Annotated in this window: 19 protein-coding genes; 5 read left to right on the top strand and 14 right to left on the bottom strand. The window is 69.7% G+C overall.

Going from position 1 to position 16590, the window contains the following annotated elements; all coding sequences use genetic code 11:
- Positions 1-175 precede the first annotated feature (175 nt).
- Positions 176-481, top strand: coding sequence for a WhiB family transcriptional regulator (locus tag GNX95_RS18180; protein WP_163508597.1), 306 nt, complete (start codon positions 176-178; stop codon positions 479-481).
- A gap of 214 nt (positions 482-695) precedes the next feature.
- On the opposite strand, the gene groL is transcribed toward GNX95_RS18180, so the two are convergent.
- Entirely contained in the window at positions 696-2318 is a 1623-nt protein-coding gene (gene groL, locus GNX95_RS18175; protein WP_163508596.1) for a chaperonin GroEL, read from the bottom strand.
- A 92-nt stretch (positions 2319-2410) separates the two neighbouring features.
- Positions 2411-2719 (bottom strand): co-chaperone GroES, encoded by a 309-nt coding sequence (groES, locus tag GNX95_RS18170; RefSeq protein WP_163508595.1) that lies wholly within the window; start codon positions 2717-2719, stop codon positions 2411-2413.
- A 329-nt stretch (positions 2720-3048) separates the two neighbouring features.
- Here groES and GNX95_RS18165 point away from each other — a divergent pair, with 329 nt between their 5' ends.
- Together GNX95_RS18165 and GNX95_RS18160 are read left to right on the top strand one after the other, a co-directional pair.
- Positions 3049-3903 (top strand): hypothetical protein, encoded by an 855-nt coding sequence (locus GNX95_RS18165; protein ID WP_163508594.1) that lies wholly within the window; start codon positions 3049-3051, stop codon positions 3901-3903.
- Between the two features lie 100 nt (positions 3904-4003).
- Positions 4004-5167, top strand: a complete 1164-nt coding sequence (locus tag GNX95_RS18160; protein ID WP_163508593.1) for a class I SAM-dependent methyltransferase — start codon at positions 4004-4006, stop codon at positions 5165-5167.
- On the opposite strand, the gene GNX95_RS18155 is transcribed toward GNX95_RS18160, so the two are convergent.
- The 11 genes from GNX95_RS18155 to GNX95_RS18105 form a co-directional block, all read right to left on the bottom strand.
- Positions 5153-5407, bottom strand: coding sequence for an antibiotic biosynthesis monooxygenase (locus GNX95_RS18155; RefSeq protein WP_163508592.1), 255 nt, complete (start codon positions 5405-5407; stop codon positions 5153-5155). The two genes, GNX95_RS18160 and GNX95_RS18155, sit on opposite strands and share 15 nt — an antisense overlap.
- A 2-nt stretch (positions 5408-5409) precedes the next feature.
- Positions 5410-6453: a tRNA (adenosine(37)-N6)-threonylcarbamoyltransferase complex transferase subunit TsaD gene (tsaD, locus tag GNX95_RS18150; RefSeq protein ID WP_222853735.1), complete on the bottom strand. Its 1044-nt coding sequence runs from the start codon at positions 6451-6453 to the stop codon at positions 5410-5412.
- On the bottom strand, positions 6453-6917 hold the full coding sequence (rimI, locus tag GNX95_RS18145; RefSeq protein ID WP_222853734.1) for a ribosomal protein S18-alanine N-acetyltransferase: 465 nt from the start codon (positions 6915-6917) through the stop codon (positions 6453-6455). Before rimI ends, tsaD begins: the two co-directional genes overlap by 1 nt.
- Positions 6914-7555, bottom strand: a complete 642-nt coding sequence (tsaB, locus tag GNX95_RS18140; RefSeq protein ID WP_163508590.1) for a tRNA (adenosine(37)-N6)-threonylcarbamoyltransferase complex dimerization subunit type 1 TsaB — start codon at positions 7553-7555, stop codon at positions 6914-6916. Before tsaB ends, rimI begins: the two co-directional genes overlap by 4 nt.
- Positions 7556-7814: 259 nt before the next feature.
- On the bottom strand, positions 7815-8282 hold the full coding sequence (gene tsaE / locus GNX95_RS18135; RefSeq protein ID WP_163508589.1) for a tRNA (adenosine(37)-N6)-threonylcarbamoyltransferase complex ATPase subunit type 1 TsaE: 468 nt from the start codon (positions 8280-8282) through the stop codon (positions 7815-7817).
- On the bottom strand, positions 8279-9490 hold the full coding sequence (locus GNX95_RS18130) for an alpha/beta fold hydrolase (RefSeq protein ID WP_163508588.1): 1212 nt from the start codon (positions 9488-9490) through the stop codon (positions 8279-8281). The genes tsaE and GNX95_RS18130 overlap by 4 nt, the downstream gene beginning before the upstream one ends.
- A complete protein-coding gene (alr, locus tag GNX95_RS18125; RefSeq protein WP_187369661.1) occupies positions 9487-10608 on the bottom strand; it encodes an alanine racemase in 1122 nt (373 codons plus the stop codon). Before alr ends, GNX95_RS18130 begins: the two co-directional genes overlap by 4 nt.
- 50 nt (positions 10609-10658) lie before the next feature.
- Positions 10659-12086: an NAD(P)H-hydrate dehydratase gene (locus tag GNX95_RS18120; protein WP_163508587.1), complete on the bottom strand. Its 1428-nt coding sequence runs from the start codon at positions 12084-12086 to the stop codon at positions 10659-10661.
- A gap of 70 nt (positions 12087-12156) precedes the next feature.
- Positions 12157-12759 (bottom strand): GNAT family N-acetyltransferase, encoded by a 603-nt coding sequence (locus GNX95_RS18115; protein ID WP_187369660.1) that lies wholly within the window; start codon positions 12757-12759, stop codon positions 12157-12159.
- 5 nt (positions 12760-12764) lie between these two features.
- Positions 12765-13403, bottom strand: coding sequence for a VC0807 family protein (locus tag GNX95_RS18110; RefSeq protein ID WP_163508585.1), 639 nt, complete (start codon positions 13401-13403; stop codon positions 12765-12767).
- Positions 13403-14755, bottom strand: a complete 1353-nt coding sequence (locus GNX95_RS18105; RefSeq protein ID WP_163508584.1) for a carotenoid oxygenase family protein — start codon at positions 14753-14755, stop codon at positions 13403-13405. Before GNX95_RS18105 ends, GNX95_RS18110 begins: the two co-directional genes overlap by 1 nt.
- An 86-nt stretch (positions 14756-14841) precedes the next feature.
- On the opposite strand from GNX95_RS18105, the gene GNX95_RS18100 reads away from it, so the two are divergent.
- A complete protein-coding gene (locus tag GNX95_RS18100; protein ID WP_163508583.1) occupies positions 14842-15378 on the top strand; it encodes a PadR family transcriptional regulator in 537 nt (178 codons plus the stop codon).
- A 33-nt stretch (positions 15379-15411) separates the two neighbouring features.
- On the opposite strand, the gene GNX95_RS18095 is transcribed toward GNX95_RS18100, so the two are convergent.
- A complete protein-coding gene (locus GNX95_RS18095; protein ID WP_163508582.1) occupies positions 15412-15783 on the bottom strand; it encodes a holo-ACP synthase in 372 nt (123 codons plus the stop codon).
- 27 nt (positions 15784-15810) lie between these two features.
- Between GNX95_RS18095 and GNX95_RS18090 the strand changes: the two genes are divergently transcribed.
- Positions 15811-16581, top strand: coding sequence for an SDR family oxidoreductase (locus GNX95_RS18090; protein WP_163508581.1), 771 nt, complete (start codon positions 15811-15813; stop codon positions 16579-16581).
- The last annotated feature ends 9 nt before the right edge of the window (positions 16582-16590 follow it).

Raw genomic sequence — 16590 nt, 5'->3', positions numbered from 1 at the left:
GAAGTTACCGAGCGCACAGATTCGGCGGAGATCAAAAACGTCGAACAATGTTTGCAACGAACCTCTTGAACAACGTCTGGCGCGGTTGTACGGTCCGGGATGTGGGGTTGGTCCACTTGTCCAACCCTCGGGGGGCGATGACTGCTGTCGCCGGTGTTTCAACGAGGAGGCAGTGATGGCCGATGTACGTCGGCTGCCTGGTCCCACTGCCGATCTGTGGGACTGGCAACTCAAGGGATCCTGTCGGGGGGTCGACAGTGCCCTGTTCTTCCATCCAGAAGGCGAGCGTGGCCCGTCCCGGGCTCGCCGCGAGTCCGAGGCCAAGGCCATCTGCGCCACCTGCCCGGTCCTGAAGCAGTGCCGCGAGCACGCGCTGAAGGTCCGCGAGCCGTACGGCGTGTGGGGTGGTCTCTCGGAGTCCGAGCGCGAACAGCTGATCGGCACCGCACGATCAGCCATGCCACCGGTCCGCGCGATCTGACCGGTCCGTACGGAGGTCGCCGAAACTGTCGGCGCCCTCCGCAAGGATCGGATCGGGGGTCCTCGTCTCGACCGACGACGCAATCGGATTCCGATTGCGTCGTCGGCTGAAATGGGGGCCCCGATATGGAGCGTGCCGGCGCGCGGTGAGAGTTTGGCGTGCAAACGTAAAGGCCCGCGGAGGGGATCCGCGGGCCTTACGAAACTGCGGTGGATCAGTGGCCGTGACCGTGACCGTGTCCACCGCCCGCGTCCGGCGCGGGCTCCTCCGGCTTGTCCACCACCAGTGTCTCGGTGGTGAGCAGCAGGCCGGCGATGGACGCGGCGTTGAGCACCGCGTTGCGGGTCACCTTGACCGGGTCGACGACACCGTCGCCGATCAGGTCGACGTACTCGCCGGTGGCCGCGTTGAGGCCCTGGCCGACCGGCAGCTCGGAGACCTTGTTGGCCACCACCGCTCCGTTCAGGCCGGCGTTCTCGGCGATCACCCGGACCGGCCAGGACAGGCCCCGCCGGACGACCGCGACACCGGTCGCCTCGTCGCCGGTCAGGCCCAGCGAGTCGTCGAGCACGGTCGCGGCGTGTACGAGCGCGGAGCCGCCGCCAGGCACGATGCCTTCCTCCAGGGCCGCGCGGGTGGCCGCGACGGCGTCCTCGATGCGGTGCTTGCGCTCACCCAGCTCGACCTCGGTGGCCGCGCCGACCTTGACCACCGCGACGCCGCCGACCAGCTTGGCCAGCCGCTCCTGCAGCTTCTCGCGGTCCCAGTCGGAGTCGGTCGCGTCGATCTCGGAACGGATCTGCGCGACCCGGTCGGCGACCTCCTGCTCGGAGCCGCCGCCGTCGACGATCGTGGTGTTGTCCTTGGTGACGGTGACCCGCCGCACCGAGCCCAGCACCTCGGTGCCGACCTCGGACAGCTTCAGGCCGACGTCCTCGCTGACGACCTGTCCACCGGTCAGGATGGCCAGGTCCTGCATGATCGCCTTCCGCCGGTCGCCGAACGCCGGCGCCTTGACGGCCACCGTGACCAGCGTCTTGCGGATCGCGTTGACGGTGAGGGTGGCCAGCGCCTCTCCCTCCACGTCCTCGGCGATGATCAGCAGCGGCTTCTTCGCCTCGGCGACCTTCTCCAGGATCGGCAGCAGGTCGGCGATCGCGGAGATCTTGCCGGACACCAACAGCACGTTGGCGTCGGTCAGGACCGCTTCGCCCTCCTCGGCGTCGGTGACGAAGTGCGGTGAGATGTAGCCCTTGTCGAACTGCATCCCCTCGGTGACCTCCAGCTCGGTGGTGAGCGTGGAAGACTCCTCGACGGTGATCACGCCGTCCTTGCCGACGACCTCGAAGGCCTTGGCGACCAGCTCGCCGATCGTCTGGTCACCGGACGAGATGGTCGCGACGTGCGCGACCGACGCGTTGCCGGACACCTCGACGGCCCGCTCCAGCAGGGTCTCGGAGACCTTCTTGGCGGCCAGGTCGATGCCGCGCTTGAGCGCGATCGGGTTGGCACCGGCGGTCACGTTGTGCAGACCGCTGTGTACGAAGGCGCGTGCGAGCACGGTCGCCGTCGTGGTGCCGTCGCCGGCCACGTCGTTGGTCTTGGTGGCGACTTCCTTGACCAGCTGGGCGCCGAGGTTCTGGTACGGATCGGTCAGCTCGACCTCGCGCGCGATGGTCACGCCGTCGTTGACGATGGTCGGAGCGCCGAACTTCTTCTCCAGCACGACGTTGCGGCCCTTCGGCCCCAGCGTGACCTGCACCGTGCCGGCGAGAGTGTTGACGCCACGCTCCAGACGAGAGCGCGCGTCATCGGAATAACGCAGGATCTTGGACATTACGTGTCAGTAATCCCTTCGCGGTCTCACACGCCGACCGCCCCGGTGGCGCACCAAGGAAAGGCGGCTCCGGGGCGGCAGCGGTGCGAAAACTACTTCTCGATGACCGCGAGTACGTCGCGGGCCGACAGGACGAGGTATTCCTCGCCGCCGTACTTCACCTCGGTGCCGCCGTACTTCGAGTAGATGACGACATCGCCGACGGCGACGTCGAGCGGGACGCGGTTGCCGTTGTCGTCGAAGCGGCCGGGGCCGACCGCGATGACGGTGCCCTCCTGCGGCTTCTCCTTGGCGGTGTCCGGAATGACGATGCCGGAAGCGGTCGTGGTCTCGGCCTCGTTGGCCTGCACCACGATCCGGTCCTCGAGCGGCTTGATCGTCACCTTGGTCGCGGTGGTCACGTGCTGACCCCTCCTGGTTTAGATCGCTCTGTTATGCCTTCGCAGCCCGCAGTCGATCCGTCGTCGCGGGTGCCGGATCGAGGCGCGGAGTTAGCAGCCTCACGAGGAGAGTGCTAACCGAACATTATTGCGGAACTGGCACTCCGTCAAGCCGAGTGCCAGCCCGCCGACCAGTCAACCACCTCTCCCCGCGTACGTCCGCACCGGCCCCTCGTCTGCGCAGGTCAGGGTGGCCACGCCGAGTGGTTTGTGGGCCGGGTCACCGAACCAGTATCCAACCGTACGGCCTCCCGCGGCGTCTCAGAATCAGACACCTCAAAGGAGAGAACATGTCTACTCATACGCACACTCGCCGCACCGTCACCATCGCGGTCGGAGCAGTCCTGGCCGCCGCCGCGCTCGGCGTCGGGGCCGCCTATGGCGCCACCACCTACCTGCACGGATCCCAGCCGAGCCCGGCCGGCGACACCGCCGCCGGCCAGCGGCCGGCAGCGCAGCAGCAGCCGCAGGCCGCCGGTCAGAACGTGCCGCAAAGCAGCACCTCGGACCAGGACAACTCGCCGGCGATCCACCCGGTGTCGGCGTCGAAGAGCATCCCGACGACCCCGGTCGCGTACGCCAAGGAGGCCTTCGAGGCCTGGCGCACGCAGCAGACCACGCGGCTGCACCAGCTCACCGACGCGACCGGCTACCAGCAGTTCGAGGCGGTGCCGCGGCAGTCCACCGGCCGCGTCTGGTATTTCGCGACCTGTGACGGCGGCGCCGGGCAGATCTACTGCACGTTCGCCGCCCACCCGACCGGCGACACGGTTGTGGTGCACATGCCGAACGGGCCGGTCAAGGAACACCAGATCATCGGTGTCGCCTACCAGAAGGGCCACGCGAAGGCGCCGGCGCGCAACATCCCGGCATACTCGCAGGCCGCCGCGACCGCGTTCAGCAACCAGGACTACGACCTGCTGGCGCACGTGACGACCGCGTCCGCGTTCAAGTCGCTGCTCGCGCAGCCGGCACCTGGCGCGCAGAGCTGGAGCGCGCCGTCCTGCGAAGGCGCCGCCGGCAGCACGTACTGCACGCTGACCAGCAAGCAGGGTGCCAAGGTGGTCTTCCGCAGCGACAACGGCGTGCCGGGCGGCCACTTCCCGCTGGTCGACCTGCAGAGCTACACCAAGCCGACGCACTAGCGACAGCAGTCTGCCGGGAAATCGGGACCCGATTCCCCGGACCTTCCCCTCGTCAGGGCCGGCGCGGTTCGCCGGCCCTGACGCGTGTCAGGATCGGTCCGTGAGCCTCACGGTCGAGACGCTGGCGCGGCTGCGTACGGACGCCGGTGCCGCGTTGCTGGCCGATGCCGCCGCGCGGATCGACGACGATCCGGTGCGTACGACCGCGGCTTTGCGCGCCGCCCACTCGCCGGAGTTGGTCGCCGCGGCGCTGACGACCGTACGGTTGCGGCAGCGGGCCGCGACCAGGCTCGGTCCGATGGCCGACCGGATGTTCTTCACGCCGGACGGCGCCGAACAGGTCACGCGTACGGCCGTGGCGGCGCATCGAGCTGCCAGGTTTTCCGGCGTACAAAGGATTGTCGACCTGTGCTGTGGCATCGGCGGCGACCTGCTCGGATTCGCCGCGGCCGGCATCGCGGTGGACGCCATCGACGCCGACCCGCTCACCGCCGCGGTCGCCGCCGCCAACGCGTCGGCGCTCGGATTCGACGGCCTGGTGTCGGTGCGCTGCACCGACGCGCTCACCGTCGATCTCGGCGGCGTCCCGGCGGCTTTCTGTGACCCGGCAAGGAGATCCGGCGGCCGGCGTACGGTCGATCCGGAGTCCTATCTGCCGCCGTATTCGTATGTGCTCGAGTTGCTGGCGAGAGTGTCCTTCGCCGGCGCGAAAGTGGCACCTGGTCTCGACCACGCGTTGATCCCGGCCGAGGTGGAGGCCGAATGGGTCTCCGACCGTGGCGTGCTGGTCGAGCTTTCGCTCTATTCCAGGGATCTCGCGACCACCACCCGCCGCGCGACCGTGCTGCCGGCAGGTGCGTCACTCACCGGCGACGGTGAGCCGGCGCCGGTGGGACCGATCGGAGATTGGCTCTATGACCCCGATCCGGCCGTCGTACGCGCACATCTGGTCGGCGAGCTGGCCAGCTCGCTCGGGGCCGCGGTGGTCGACCCACACATCGCCTATCTGACCGGTCCGCGGGTGCCGACCCCGTTCGCCAAGGCATACCAGATCCAGGACGTCGTGCCGTTCTCGTTGAAAAAGCTGCGTTCCGCGCTGCGTACGCGCGAGATCGGCCGGCTGACGATCCTGAAACGCGGCTCTGCCGTGGACGTGGAGCAGCTGCGCCGCGATCTGCGTTTGCGGGGACCAAACGAGGCGGCGCTGGCGCTGACCAGGATCGCGCAGCGGCCGGTGGCGTTGATCTGCTCAGCGCTCGACTGAGAAGAAGTCGTATGTGTTCGGGCCGGACGCGACCAGATGCCGCGGCGGCGTCGGCGGGTCGAACGGCTCCTCCCGCCAGTGGCTGATCACCACGATGCGGTCGTCGGTGGACGAGAGCACCTCGCAGCCGAAGCAGCCGGGATGGCGCTCCAGCTCCGGCGCGGCGATCTCGCACATCCAGGACAGCAGCTCGCTGTAGGCCTCCGGATAGGCGTTGACCTCCCACATCCGGACGATCATCGTCAGACCCGAACGAGGTCGACGGACATCGACGAGGTGGCCGGGATCGCCAGGTCGGACGGCGGCAGGCCGGCCGAGACCAGGTGGCTGCCGAGCGCGGCGACCATCGCGCCGTTGTCCGTACAAAGGCCCGGCCTTGGTACGCGCAACCGGACGCCGGCTTTGGTCGCGCGTTGCTCGGCCATCGCGCGCAGCCGCGAGTTGGCCGCGACGCCGCCGCCGATCAACAACGTCTCGATGCTGCGGTCGGTGCAGGCGGCGATGGCTTTTCTGGTGAGTACGTCGGTGACGGCTTCCTGGAACGACGCGGCCACGTCGGCGACCGGAATCGACTCGCCGGCCCGTTCCTTGGCCTCGACCCACCGCGCGACCGCGGTTTTGAGGCCGGAGAAGGAAAAATCGTACGGGTGATCGACCAGGTCGCGCGGACCGGTCAGGCCGCGCGGGAAGTCGATCGCCGCCGGGTCGCCGTCGCGGGCCTGGCGGTCGATGTGCGGACCGCCGGGAAACGGCAGGCCGAGCAGCCTGGCGACCTTGTCGAAGGCCTCGCCGGCGGCGTCGTCCATGGTCGAGCCGAGCGTGCGTACGCTGCCGGTCAGGTCGTCGACCTCCAGCAGCGAGGAATGTCCGCCGGAGACCAGCAAAGCCATCGCCGGCTCCGGCAGCGGCCCGTGCTCGAGTGTGTCGACGGCGACGTGCGCGGCGAGGTGGTTGACGCCGTAGAGCGGCTTTCCGGCGGCCAGCGCGTACGCTTTCGCCGCCGCGACACCGACGAGCAGCGCGCCGGCCAGTCCGGGACCGGCCGTCACCGCGATGGCGTCCACATCGGACAGTCGTACTTTTGCCGTCTCCAGCGCGCGATGTACGGTCGGCACCATCGCCTCGAGGTGGGCGCGGCTGGCGACTTCCGGCACGACGCCGCCAAATCTGGCGTGACTGTCCACACTGGACGCGACGGCGTCGGCGAGCAGCGTGTGGCCGCGGACGATGCCGACACCGGTCTCGTCGCAGGAGGTTTCGATCCCCAGCACCAAAGGTTCGCTCATCACATCTCCCGCACCATCACGATGGCGTCCTCGCCGCTGGGTTGGTAGTAGGCCTTGCGTACGCCGACCGGCTCGAAGCCGCGCATCGCGTAGAGCCGCTGTGCGACCGCGTTGCTCGCCGCGACCTCGAGCGCGATCTGTGGCGCGTTGTTGCGGATCGCCTCCGCGATCAGGTCGTCCAGCAGCCGCGCGCCGAGTCCGCGGCCCTGCCGGTCGCGGCGTACGGCGATGTTGTGCACCCACGCCGAGTCGGGGCCGTTGGACAGGCCGGCGTATCCGACGACCTCGTCGGCCTCAAGTGCGACGCGGTAGTAGCGGTCCGGATGGGCGAGCTCGGACCAGAACATCCCGGCCGTCCAGCGCTCGGCGCCGAACAGGTCGTCCTCGATCACCAGGATCGGCCGGATGTGCCACCAGCGCATCCGCTCCACGATGACCGCCGGCAGGTCGGCCTGGACGCTCACCTGGTCACCTTCTTGCGCGCGCCGGGCTCGGCGGTGTCGGGTCTGCGCAGGTAGAGCGGTGTGAGCGGCTCGCTCTCGGCACGGTCACGGATGCGGTCGGCGGCTCTGTCGGCGAGGTTTTTGAGGACCGGGTAGTCAGGTCCGGTCGTCGGCAGGCCGAGGTCGTACAGCTTGGCGCCGGCGCCGGCGGCCGTCGTCGCCGTCGTGTTGATGTCGACCGGTTTGTCGACGTTGGGGCCGTTGGTGCGACGGCCGTTTTCGTACGTGGCCCAGTAAACCTCCCGGCGACGCGCGTCGGTCGCGACCAGCAGGCTGTCATCGTCGGTCGCGATCGCGTCGAGCGAGCAGACGCCGTACGCGGGGATGTCTCTCGCGTCAGCGATGGCGGCGGCCGTGACGAGGCCGACTCTCAGGCCGGTGAACGGCCCCGGTCCGACGCCCGCGACGACCGCGTCGAGGTCACCGACGGTGAGGCCGGCCTTGGTCAGGCAGCCGTCGATGAGGACGGCCAGCGCCTCACCGTGGCGGCGGCCGTCGACGACCTGGTCCTCGGCGACCATCGCCACCGTGGCGTCGGTGACCTCGGCGATGCCGGCGGACACGGCCGGGGTGGCGGTGTCGAGTACGAGCGCGAACACGGCTAGCGAGCCTACCTACCGCCGGCGGCCTCGCGGCATCTCGGCCCAGCCTCGGCGCCGGCGGGCGACTGCCCGCCAGTGGCGGGCGGCGGTGTCCGGTTGTGACGTTGTTGACCATCTGAATCGATACGCGGGGTCAGAAGTCGGCAATCGGACACCGTCGCCAAGATCAACTTTCTTACATAGGTAAGTTGCCACGCGAACCCACCCCCCACCCGATTTGGGTGGGGGCCCAGATTGGCAGGGGGGTACGACAGTTTCAGGCTGTAGCGGGTATTTCGGTCAGTCGGGTCGGCCAGGTTGGGCCGTGGGGCACCAGTGTGGCTGTGCGGTCGTCGGAGTCCGCGGTGCGGGTGATCTGGACCTCCAGGTAGTCCTCGGCCAGCCGGTGGGCGACCGCCGTGCCCCATTCGACCACGGTGACCGCGTCCTCGGCGGTCACGTCGAGGTCGAGCGCGTCGATCTCGCCTTCCAGGTCGTCCGAGCCCCCCAGCCGGTATGCGTCGACGTGCACCAGCGGCACGCGGCCGTCGGGGTGCACGCGGGCCATGATGAAGGTGGGGCTGGTGACCGGGCCGCGGACGCCGAGACCGGCGGCGATCCCCTGGGTCAGCGCGGTCTTGCCGGCGCCGAGCGGGCCGGTGAGCACCACTAGGTCGCCGGCGCGCAGCAGCGACGCGAGACGCTCGCCGTACGCGCGCGTGTCAGCAGCGGTAGGCAGGATCATGCGGACTTTTCCTTACGCCACACTCGGAGGAACCGCCGGCGCTCGCTCGCCCCGGACTCTTTCGCCTTCTTCGCCCGCGCCGACCGTGCCTCGCGGATGACCGACTCCGGCACCGTGCGCGGCTGGTTGGCCGACCGCAGCGCGCGGTGCAGGAACGCGGCGATGTTGGCGTTGACCACGTCGGCCTGCGCCATCAGCGCCAGGTGTCCGCCGGACTCCAGCTCGACGAACTCGGCGCCGGGCAGCAGCCGCACCATCTCCTCGCTGTGGCCGACCGGCGTGAGCAGGTCGTCGTGCGCGGCGACCACCAGGATTTCGATGCCGTCCAACACTTCCAGCGCGGCATAGCGGTCGTGCTCGGAGAGCGTACGCAGATAGCCGGCGATGATGTCGCTGGACGTCGAAGCGATCAGCTTCTCGGCGTAGGTGACCAGCGAAGGCGGCGCCGGGAAATCCGTGAACGCATAGCGTTTCGTCAGCAGCCAGGCCACATCCGAGCCGAGCCGGCGGATGCCGTCGACGATCCCCGGCGACACCTTCAGCGCCGCGGTCAGCGCCGGAGTGAGCGGCTTACGCGTACGCGCAAGCGGCGCCGGCATCCCAAGCGCGACCGAGTCCAGATCGCCGGCCGAGGAGGCGATCAGGCCGACGCCGACGACTCTTTCCTGGAAAAGCTCCGGATTCTGCTCGGCGAGCGCCATGATCGTCATGCCACCCATCGAGTGTCCGATCAGGACCAGCGGACCCTCCGGCGCGACCTCCCCGATCAGCGCGGAAAGATCGCCGCCGAGCTCGTCGATCGAATAGTCGCCGGAGGGTTTGTGGCTGCTGCGGCCATGTCCCGGCTGGTCATAGAAAACCATCCGGAACCGCGGGTCGCGCAGCTTGGCCAGGCCGCGGCGCTGGAAATGCCAGGTGCCCATGTCGAGGCAGAAACCGTGTACGAAGACGACAGTCAGCTCAGGCGGCGCCGGATTTCGGTCCGGCTGCACGATTTCGACATACAGCTCGACCCCGTCCTGTCCTTGTACGATCCGCTCGGTGTCGGCCGGCAACAGACCGAACGGCTCACCGGCGTACGGGTCGTCGTCGCCGGATCTGCGTACGCGGCCGACCGCGAACCGCTCCACCGCCAGACCGGCGGCCACGCCGGCCGCGGCGACACCGACCAGACCGCCGATCAGGCCGGCGTTCTTGACGCGGCTCACGCGATCTCCTCGCCGACGTAGGTCCGGGGGACCCGCGCGCCAACCCGGGTCACGATCTCGTAGCTGATGGTGTCCAGCGCGGCGGCCCAGTCGTCGGCGGTCGGCTCACCGTCGTCGCCAGGACCGAAAAGCACGGCGTCGTCGCCGACGTCGACGGGCAGGTCACCGACATCCACCACGAACTGGTCCATGCAGACGCGACCAGAAATGGTGTGCCGCCGGCCACCGATCCACAGTGGCGCGATGTTGCTTGCCTGGCGCGGAATTCCGTCGCCATAGCCGAGCGGCACCAACGCCACCGTGGTCTCACGCGAGGTCGTGTAGATGTGCCCGTACGAAATGCCGTGACCGGCCGGCAGCCGCTTCACCACCGCCACCGACCCGCGCATCGTCATCGCCGGCCGCAGCCCGAAAGTCCGGCCCGGAATCGGTGAATAGCCGTACATGCCGATGCCGACGCGTACGAGGTCATAGTGCGCCTCCGGCAATGTCAGCGTCGCCGCCGTGTTGGCCAGGTGGCGGATCGGCGGGTCCACACCTCGATCCTTGGCGATGGCCAATGCGGCACCGAAGTTTTCCTGCTGCATGACGATGCTCGGGTCGCCAGGCTCGTCGGCGCGCGCGAAATGGCTCCAGATCGCGGTGATCTCGACGGCACCGGCCGCCGCGTGTTTGGCCGCCGTGGCAACCAGTTCCGGCCACTCGGCCCGACCGGCGCCGCCGCGGCCGAGACCGGTGTCGACCTTGAGCTGTACGCGCGCCGTACGACCAGCCTGGGCGGCCGCCGCGACGACGTCCTCCAGCAGCCAGTCGGTGGCGACCGACAGCTCGACATCGGCCTCGATGGCCTCGCGCAGCGGCTGCTTCGGCGCGATCAGCCAAGCCAGCACCGGCGCGGTGATCCCGGCCGCTCGTACGGCCAGCGCCTCGTCGAGGGTGGCCACGCCGAGCCAGCTGGCACCACCGGCCAAGGCGGCCCGCGCGGCCGGTACGAGCCCGTGGCCATAGCCGTCGGCCTTCACCACCGCCATCACGTCGGCGCTGGTCAGCCCGCGCACCGTGGCCACGTTGGCGCGGATGGCGGCCAGGTCGACCCGGGCCTCGGACTGCAACGACATGCTCTCCAGTTTCGGTCATCGGCTCGACGGCCGCTGGCCGGGTCGCGGTTCTACGGACGCAGCCGGCCCGCCGCCGCACGCATCGCGTCGCGTACGGACCCGGCGCTGACCGGCCCGTTCTCGGCCGCCAGCCGGCCGGCCAGGCCGTGGACGTACGCGCCGGCCACGCCAGCCTTGGCGGCCGGAAGGCCAGCCGCGAGCAGCGCTCCGGCGATGCCGGACAGCACGTCCCCACTGCCGGCGGTCGCCAGCGCGGCCGTACCGGTCGGGTTCACATAGGCGGTGCCGTCGCGGTCGGCGACGATCGTACGGTCGCCTTTCAGCAGCACCGTGCAGTGCAGGGCCGCCGCGGCGCGGCGGGCGGCGGCGAGCCGGTCGTCGCCGACCGGTCCGAAGATCCGCGCGAACTCGCGGTCGTGCGGCGTCAGCAGCGTCGGCGCCTTGCGCGTACGCACCCAGTCCTGGTGCTCGGCCAGCACGGTCAGTCCGTCGGCGTCGATGAGCACCGGCAGGTCGGACTGCAGCACCTGGCGCAGCACCGCGGCGGCGTCCTCGCCGGTCCCCAGGCCGGAGCCGACGGCCCAGGCCTGGACGCGGCCGGCGTCGCGCAGCGTGGCGGTCGCGACGACCTCCGGATAGGCGGCACGTACGGGCTCCAGCGCGCTGCCGGCGTAACGCACCATGCCGGTCGGACCGGCCAGCGCGGCGCCGACGGCGAGCACAGCGGCACCGGGATAGGTGTCCGAGCCGGCCGCGACGCCGATGACACCGCGCGTGTATTTGTCGTCGGTCGGATTCGGCTGCGGCCACCACCCAGCGATGTCGGCGTCGTCGGGGATGAGTGCCGCCGGCGCGCCCAGATACGGGCCGATGCCGAGGTCGACCAGCTCGACGATGCCGCTTCGGGTGGCGCCGGGACCGACCATCAGGCCGGCCTTGAGACAGCCGAAGGTGACCGTCACGTCGGCGCGTACGGCCTCGCCGTGCACCGCGCCGATGGTCGGGTCGATGCCGCTCGGCGTGTCCACCGCGACGATCGGCGCTCCGGTCAGCGCGGCCGCGGCGGCCAGCTCGGCGGCGTCCGGCCGCAGGCCGCCTTTGGCGCCGATGCCGACGATGCCGTCGACGACCAGGTCGGCGCCGGCCGGAATCACCGTGGCGACCCGGCCACCGGCCTGCTTCAACGCCGCGAGGCCGCCCGCGTGCGCGCGCTCGGGATTGACCAGTACGGCCTCGACTTTGGCTCCACGCCTGGCAAGCCGCGCGCCGGCGTACAACGCGTCGCCGCCGTTGTCGCCGGCGCCGACCATCAGCGCGACGCGCGCGCCGTAGACCGCTCCCCTGCCGTCCTTGAGCAGCACCGCGACCCTGCGCGCCAGCCCGGCCGCCGCGCGCTGCATGAGCGCGCCGTCCGGCAGCTTCGCCATGAGCGCGCTCTCGGCCGCCCGCACCTGATCCACCGCGTACGCGTATCGCATGTGATCAAGACTGCCGGACCCCGCTTCGGTCCGGCAATCGGCCGGGGGAATCGGGACCCGATTCCCCCGGCTACTGCGGTTGGCGCCACATCGGCCAGAGCGTGGGGCCGTCGGCGACGACGATCTCGCGGGTGACCTTGAAGCCGAAGCGCTCGTAGTACGGCACGTTGGCGGCCTTGCTGGACTCCAGATACGCCGGCACGCCGTCACGATCGCAGATCTCCAGCCGCGACCGGATCAGGTCGGTGCCGACGCCACCGCCCTGCGCCGCCGGATCCGTGCCGACTACCGCCAGATACCAGTGCGGCTCGTGCGGATGCAGCCGCGACATCGTCTCCTGTACGACGCCCCCGTTGCGCAGATACGGCCCGAACGCGCGCATGTACGCGGGCGCCGACAGCAACGTGCGCCAGCCGCTGGTTTTCCAGTGTCCCGGCGGTTTCCACATCGCCGCACCGCGTACGGCGCCGTCCTCCAGGATCGCGTCGACGCCGTCATACGGCAGGTGCTCGTGCCGGCCGACCGCGCGGAAGAACAGCGGCAGCCGGCGCCGCCGCTCGGCCTCGTCGGGGATCATCCACGCCATCACCGGGTCGTCGAAGAAGGCCCGCGCGAGCACCGCGGACACCTCCTGCAGGTCGGCTCGGCCAGCGGCGCGCAAGGTACGGGTCACGGCACTCATTCTGCGTCACCGCGCTGGAGCCGCCGCACATACCACACGTTCCACACCGAGAGCAGCACCATCACGGCGACGAACATCAGGCCGCCGACGCCGGCCATCACGTCGATCGGCAACAGGAAGACCAGCGGGATCCGCACGACCGCCTCGAAAAGCAGGCCGACGCCCCAGACCACCGTCATCACCCGGAAAATGTGCCGGAAGGACGCTTCGTCACGCCACAAACCGTCAAACCGTTTGCCGCCGTCGAGCTGCATCCGCCTCGCCGCGTAATAGATCAGCGGCCGGCCGACGAAAAGGCTGCCGAGAAAGAACAATCCGGCCGCCGCGGTGCCGAACGACTCGCGTACCAACAGAAAACGCGCGCTGCCGGTGACGAACGACAGCACCAGGCTGACGCCGAAGACGGTCATCAGGAAGGCCGCGAAGAGGTCGAACGTACGGCTGCGAAACGCCACGTACGCGACCCGCAGGCCGGAAACCACCGTGCCGGCGAGCAAAGCGACGAACGGATCGGCGCCGAGCGCGCGTAATCCGTAATAGGTCACCAGCGCCAGGCCGAAATCCCACACCAACGAGAGCAGCAGGCTTCTCAGTTTGGGCGCCTGCGCCCGCTGTTCACCGACCACGGCGGCCATCATTCCTCCTCGTCCGGGATCCACGATCCGTGGAATCCGGCCGGTACGCGACGCGGCAGCTGGACCGTGGCGACCGGGCCGCCGGCCACGTCGCCGGCGTCCAGCACCACCAGCTCCGAGCCGCGGCCGGCGCGGTCGGAGACGATCGACATGAGCCAACCGTCGTCCTCGTTGCGCGCGCCGGCGGCCGGGATGAAGACCGCCTCGCCGGGCATCCGGTCGCCGAGGTCAAAGCCGGTCGAGGCGCCGGACGTGGTGTCGTACTTGACAATCCGACCGTTCGCCTCGTTGCCGACGGCGTAGACGAAGCGGTTGGGCAGGCCGACGCGGCTCTCGTTGATCGTCGGAAACTCGACCGACCGGTCGTCCAACTGCTGTTCGGTGACATGTCCGGTACGCGTGTCGAAGGTCCACCGGTGCATCGCCGCGACCCCCAGCATGGTCGCGCCGTCGACCAGGTGCTTGCCGACCTCGACCTGGCCGCCGATCTGTCCCCACACCGTGTCCCACGCCTTTCGGCTGTAGCGCACGGCATCCAGCACGATCCGGCCGGTGATGTCCTCGGACGCGTTGCCGACGTGGAAAACATAGCCCGGCTCCACGTCAAACCACCGCACTTCGCCGGTTTTCTTCGGCATCACGCCGATCCGCGCACCGTATGCGTCGTTCCACACGTACGGCATGCCCTTGCCGAGCATGGCGAAGTCGAAGACGATCGGCAGGTCCAGCCACAACACGTGGTTTTCGGTGATGCCGAAGTCGTGCATCATCGTCGGTCCCGGCACCTCGATCTCGGCGCTGTGGACCAGCTCACCGTCGGCGGACAGCCGGTGGTAGGTGAGGAAAGGCGGCGTCGCACCGTAACCGAAGAAATGCAGCTCGCCGGTCACCGGGTCCTGCTTGGGGTGCGCGGTCATCGCGGTCGACAGCCGGCCGCCGAAGTCGACCGGGCCGAGGGTGTCCAGCTCCGGCGTCACCTCGTACGGGAAACCCGCCTCGCACAGGGCAAGCAGCCGGCCGGAATGCTCGATGATGTGAGTGTTCGCCGAGTTGACGGCGAAGTCCCGCCTGCCGCGCTCGTCGATGAAATCGCCTTTCTGGGTACGGACCCAGCGGTTGCGATACCACTCCGCCCTGCCGCCGGCGATGCGTACGCCGTGCAGCATGCCGCGGCCGATGAACCAGTGGTGGCTCGGGTCGCCGGGCAGCGGGTTGGGTCCGTTGCGGAAATAGCGGCCGGTCAGCTCGGCCGGCAGCGTGCCGGTCACCGGCAGGTCGAAGGCCTCGGTCTCGTCCGGGACCGGCGCCAGATATGCCTCCGGGTAGATGATTCCGGGTTCGGTGGTGGTCATGCGCATTCCTCCTGAAAGGATCGACAGGAAGAATATGACCTATCAGTTCTGACATGTCAATCTCCATCTGTAGCTATGATCAGCACATGTCATTGCGGTACGCCGTGCTCGGCCTGCTGGCGGAGCGTCCGGCCAGCGGCTACGAGCTGGCCCAGATGTTCGAGCAGTCGCTGCAGCGATGGGCCTGGTATGCGCGGCACAGCCAGATCTATCCCGAGCTCAACAAGCTCGCCGAGGAAGGCGTCATCACCGTCGCCGAGGAAGGCGCGCGCGGCCGGCGCACGTACGCTCTGGCCGACAGCGGACGCGCTGAGCTGCGGGAATGGCTGCTGAAGACGCCGGAGACGCCGGTCGTACGAGACGAGTCGACGCTGCGGCTGTTCCTGCTCCCGACGCTCGACACGGCCGACCGCAGGCGGCTGGTCGAGTACGCCCGCGCCGAGGCCGAGCAGCTGGGTGCGGAGATCGAGGTGATCATCGAGCGGCTGGACGGATGGCGTACGCCGGAGCGGCCGATCACCTTCGGCCGGCTGGCCGCCGAGTACGGCCGGCTGGCCTACCAGGCGCAGCGCGAATGGGCCGACTGGGCCCTGGAACGGATGGACAAACCCGCGCGGGGATGACCTCAGCTTAGAGGTCGCGCAGATAGGGACCTCTTAGGCGCTCTCGGCGACCACCATCGCCGACGCGATGCCGCCGTCGTGCGACAGCGACAGGTGCCAGCGCGCGATGCCGGCCCTGGCGGCAGCGTCGGCGACCGTGCCGGCGACCGTCAGCCACGGCCGGCCGTCGGAGTCGGCGACGACCTCGCAGTCGTGCCAGCTCAACCCGACCGGCGCGCCGAGCGCCTTGGCGACCGCCTCCTTGGCGGCGAACCGGGCCGCCAGCGACTCGGCCGAGCGCGGGTTGCCGGCCGCGGTGGTCCGCTCGGCCTCGGTGAACAGCCGGTCGGCCAGCGGCGGCGTACGGGTCAGCGCGGCGGAAAACCGCTCGACCAGCACCACGTCCATCCCCACACTGACGATCATCGTGTCAGCGTACGAAAGGACCCCGGAATGTCGCTCGCAGGCCGGACGGCGATCGTCACCGGCGTCAGCCGCCGCATCGGGATCGGCACCGCGATCGCGCGCCGGCTCGCCGAGCAGGGCGCGGACCTCCTGTTGCAGGGCTGGACGCGGCACGACGCGGACCTGCATGGCGGCGCCGACGATCCGCGTACGATCGCCGCCGAGTTGCGCGAGCACGGTCGCCGTGTCGAATACGTCGATGCCGACTTCACCGACCCGGAAGCGCCGGCAGCGGTGCTCAGGGCCGGCCGCGACGCGTACGGCCACATCGACATCCTGGTCGCCAACCACGCGCGGAACACGCCGTGGGCGCCGCTGTCCGAGCTGACCGCGGCCGAGGTCGACCTCGCCTACACCGTCAACACGCGCGCGACTTTCCTGCTGGTCAAGGAGTTCGCCGCCGGGTACACCGGCGACCACGGCCGGATCGTGCTGTTCACCTCCGGCCAGCAGGACGGTCCGATGCCGCTGGAGATTCCGTACGCGGCAAGCAAAGCCGCGCTCGCCGGCATGACACCGAGCCTCGCGGCGGCGGTCGTCGGACAGGGAATCACCGTCAACTGCGTCAATCCCGGCCCGACCGACACCGGCTGGGCCACCGAGGACATCACCGCCGCCGCTCTCAAGCGGTTGCCGTTCGGCCGCTGGGGACGGCCGGAGGACGCGGCCGCACTGGTCTCGTTTCTGGTCGGTCCTGACGCCGGCTGGATCACCGGCCAGGTCATCGGTTCGGACGGCGGCTTCGCGCTCACCGCGTAGAGTGAGCCG

Source organism: Fodinicola acaciae (assembly GCF_010993745.1).
GTDB lineage: Bacteria > Actinomycetota > Actinomycetes > Mycobacteriales > HKI-0501 > Fodinicola > Fodinicola acaciae.
This window is presented reverse-complemented; position numbering and strand designations above follow the sequence as displayed.

Excerpts from the sequence above, each read along its gene's own strand:
- GNX95_RS18155 (WP_163508592.1), bottom strand. The coding sequence starts at position 5,407 with ATGATCGTCCGGATGTGGGAGGTCAACGCCTATCCGGAGGCCTACAGC.
- GNX95_RS18100 (WP_163508583.1), top strand. The coding sequence starts at position 14,842 with ATGTCATTGCGGTACGCCGTGCTCGGCCTGCTGGCGGAGCGTCCGGCC.
- groL (WP_163508596.1), bottom strand. The coding sequence starts at position 2,318 with ATGTCCAAGATCCTGCGTTATTCCGATGACGCGCGCTCTCGTCTGGAG.
- GNX95_RS18110 (WP_163508585.1), bottom strand. The coding sequence starts at position 13,403 with ATGGCCGCCGTGGTCGGTGAACAGCGGGCGCAGGCGCCCAAACTGAGA.
- GNX95_RS18090 (WP_163508581.1), top strand. The coding sequence starts at position 15,811 with ATGTCGCTCGCAGGCCGGACGGCGATCGTCACCGGCGTCAGCCGCCGC.
- GNX95_RS18095 (WP_163508582.1), bottom strand. The coding sequence starts at position 15,783 with ATGATCGTCAGTGTGGGGATGGACGTGGTGCTGGTCGAGCGGTTTTCC.
- GNX95_RS18120 (WP_163508587.1), bottom strand. The coding sequence starts at position 12,086 with ATGCGATACGCGTACGCGGTGGATCAGGTGCGGGCGGCCGAGAGCGCG.
- tsaD (WP_222853735.1), bottom strand. The coding sequence starts at position 6,453 with ATGAGCGAACCTTTGGTGCTGGGGATCGAAACCTCCTGCGACGAGACC.
- tsaE (WP_163508589.1), bottom strand. The coding sequence starts at position 8,282 with ATGATCCTGCCTACCGCTGCTGACACGCGCGCGTACGGCGAGCGTCTC.
- GNX95_RS18105 (WP_163508584.1), bottom strand. The coding sequence starts at position 14,755 with ATGACCACCACCGAACCCGGAATCATCTACCCGGAGGCATATCTGGCG.
- GNX95_RS18165 (WP_163508594.1), top strand. The coding sequence starts at position 3,049 with ATGTCTACTCATACGCACACTCGCCGCACCGTCACCATCGCGGTCGGA.
- GNX95_RS18180 (WP_163508597.1), top strand. The coding sequence starts at position 176 with ATGGCCGATGTACGTCGGCTGCCTGGTCCCACTGCCGATCTGTGGGAC.
- alr (WP_187369661.1), bottom strand. The coding sequence starts at position 10,608 with ATGTCGTTGCAGTCCGAGGCCCGGGTCGACCTGGCCGCCATCCGCGCC.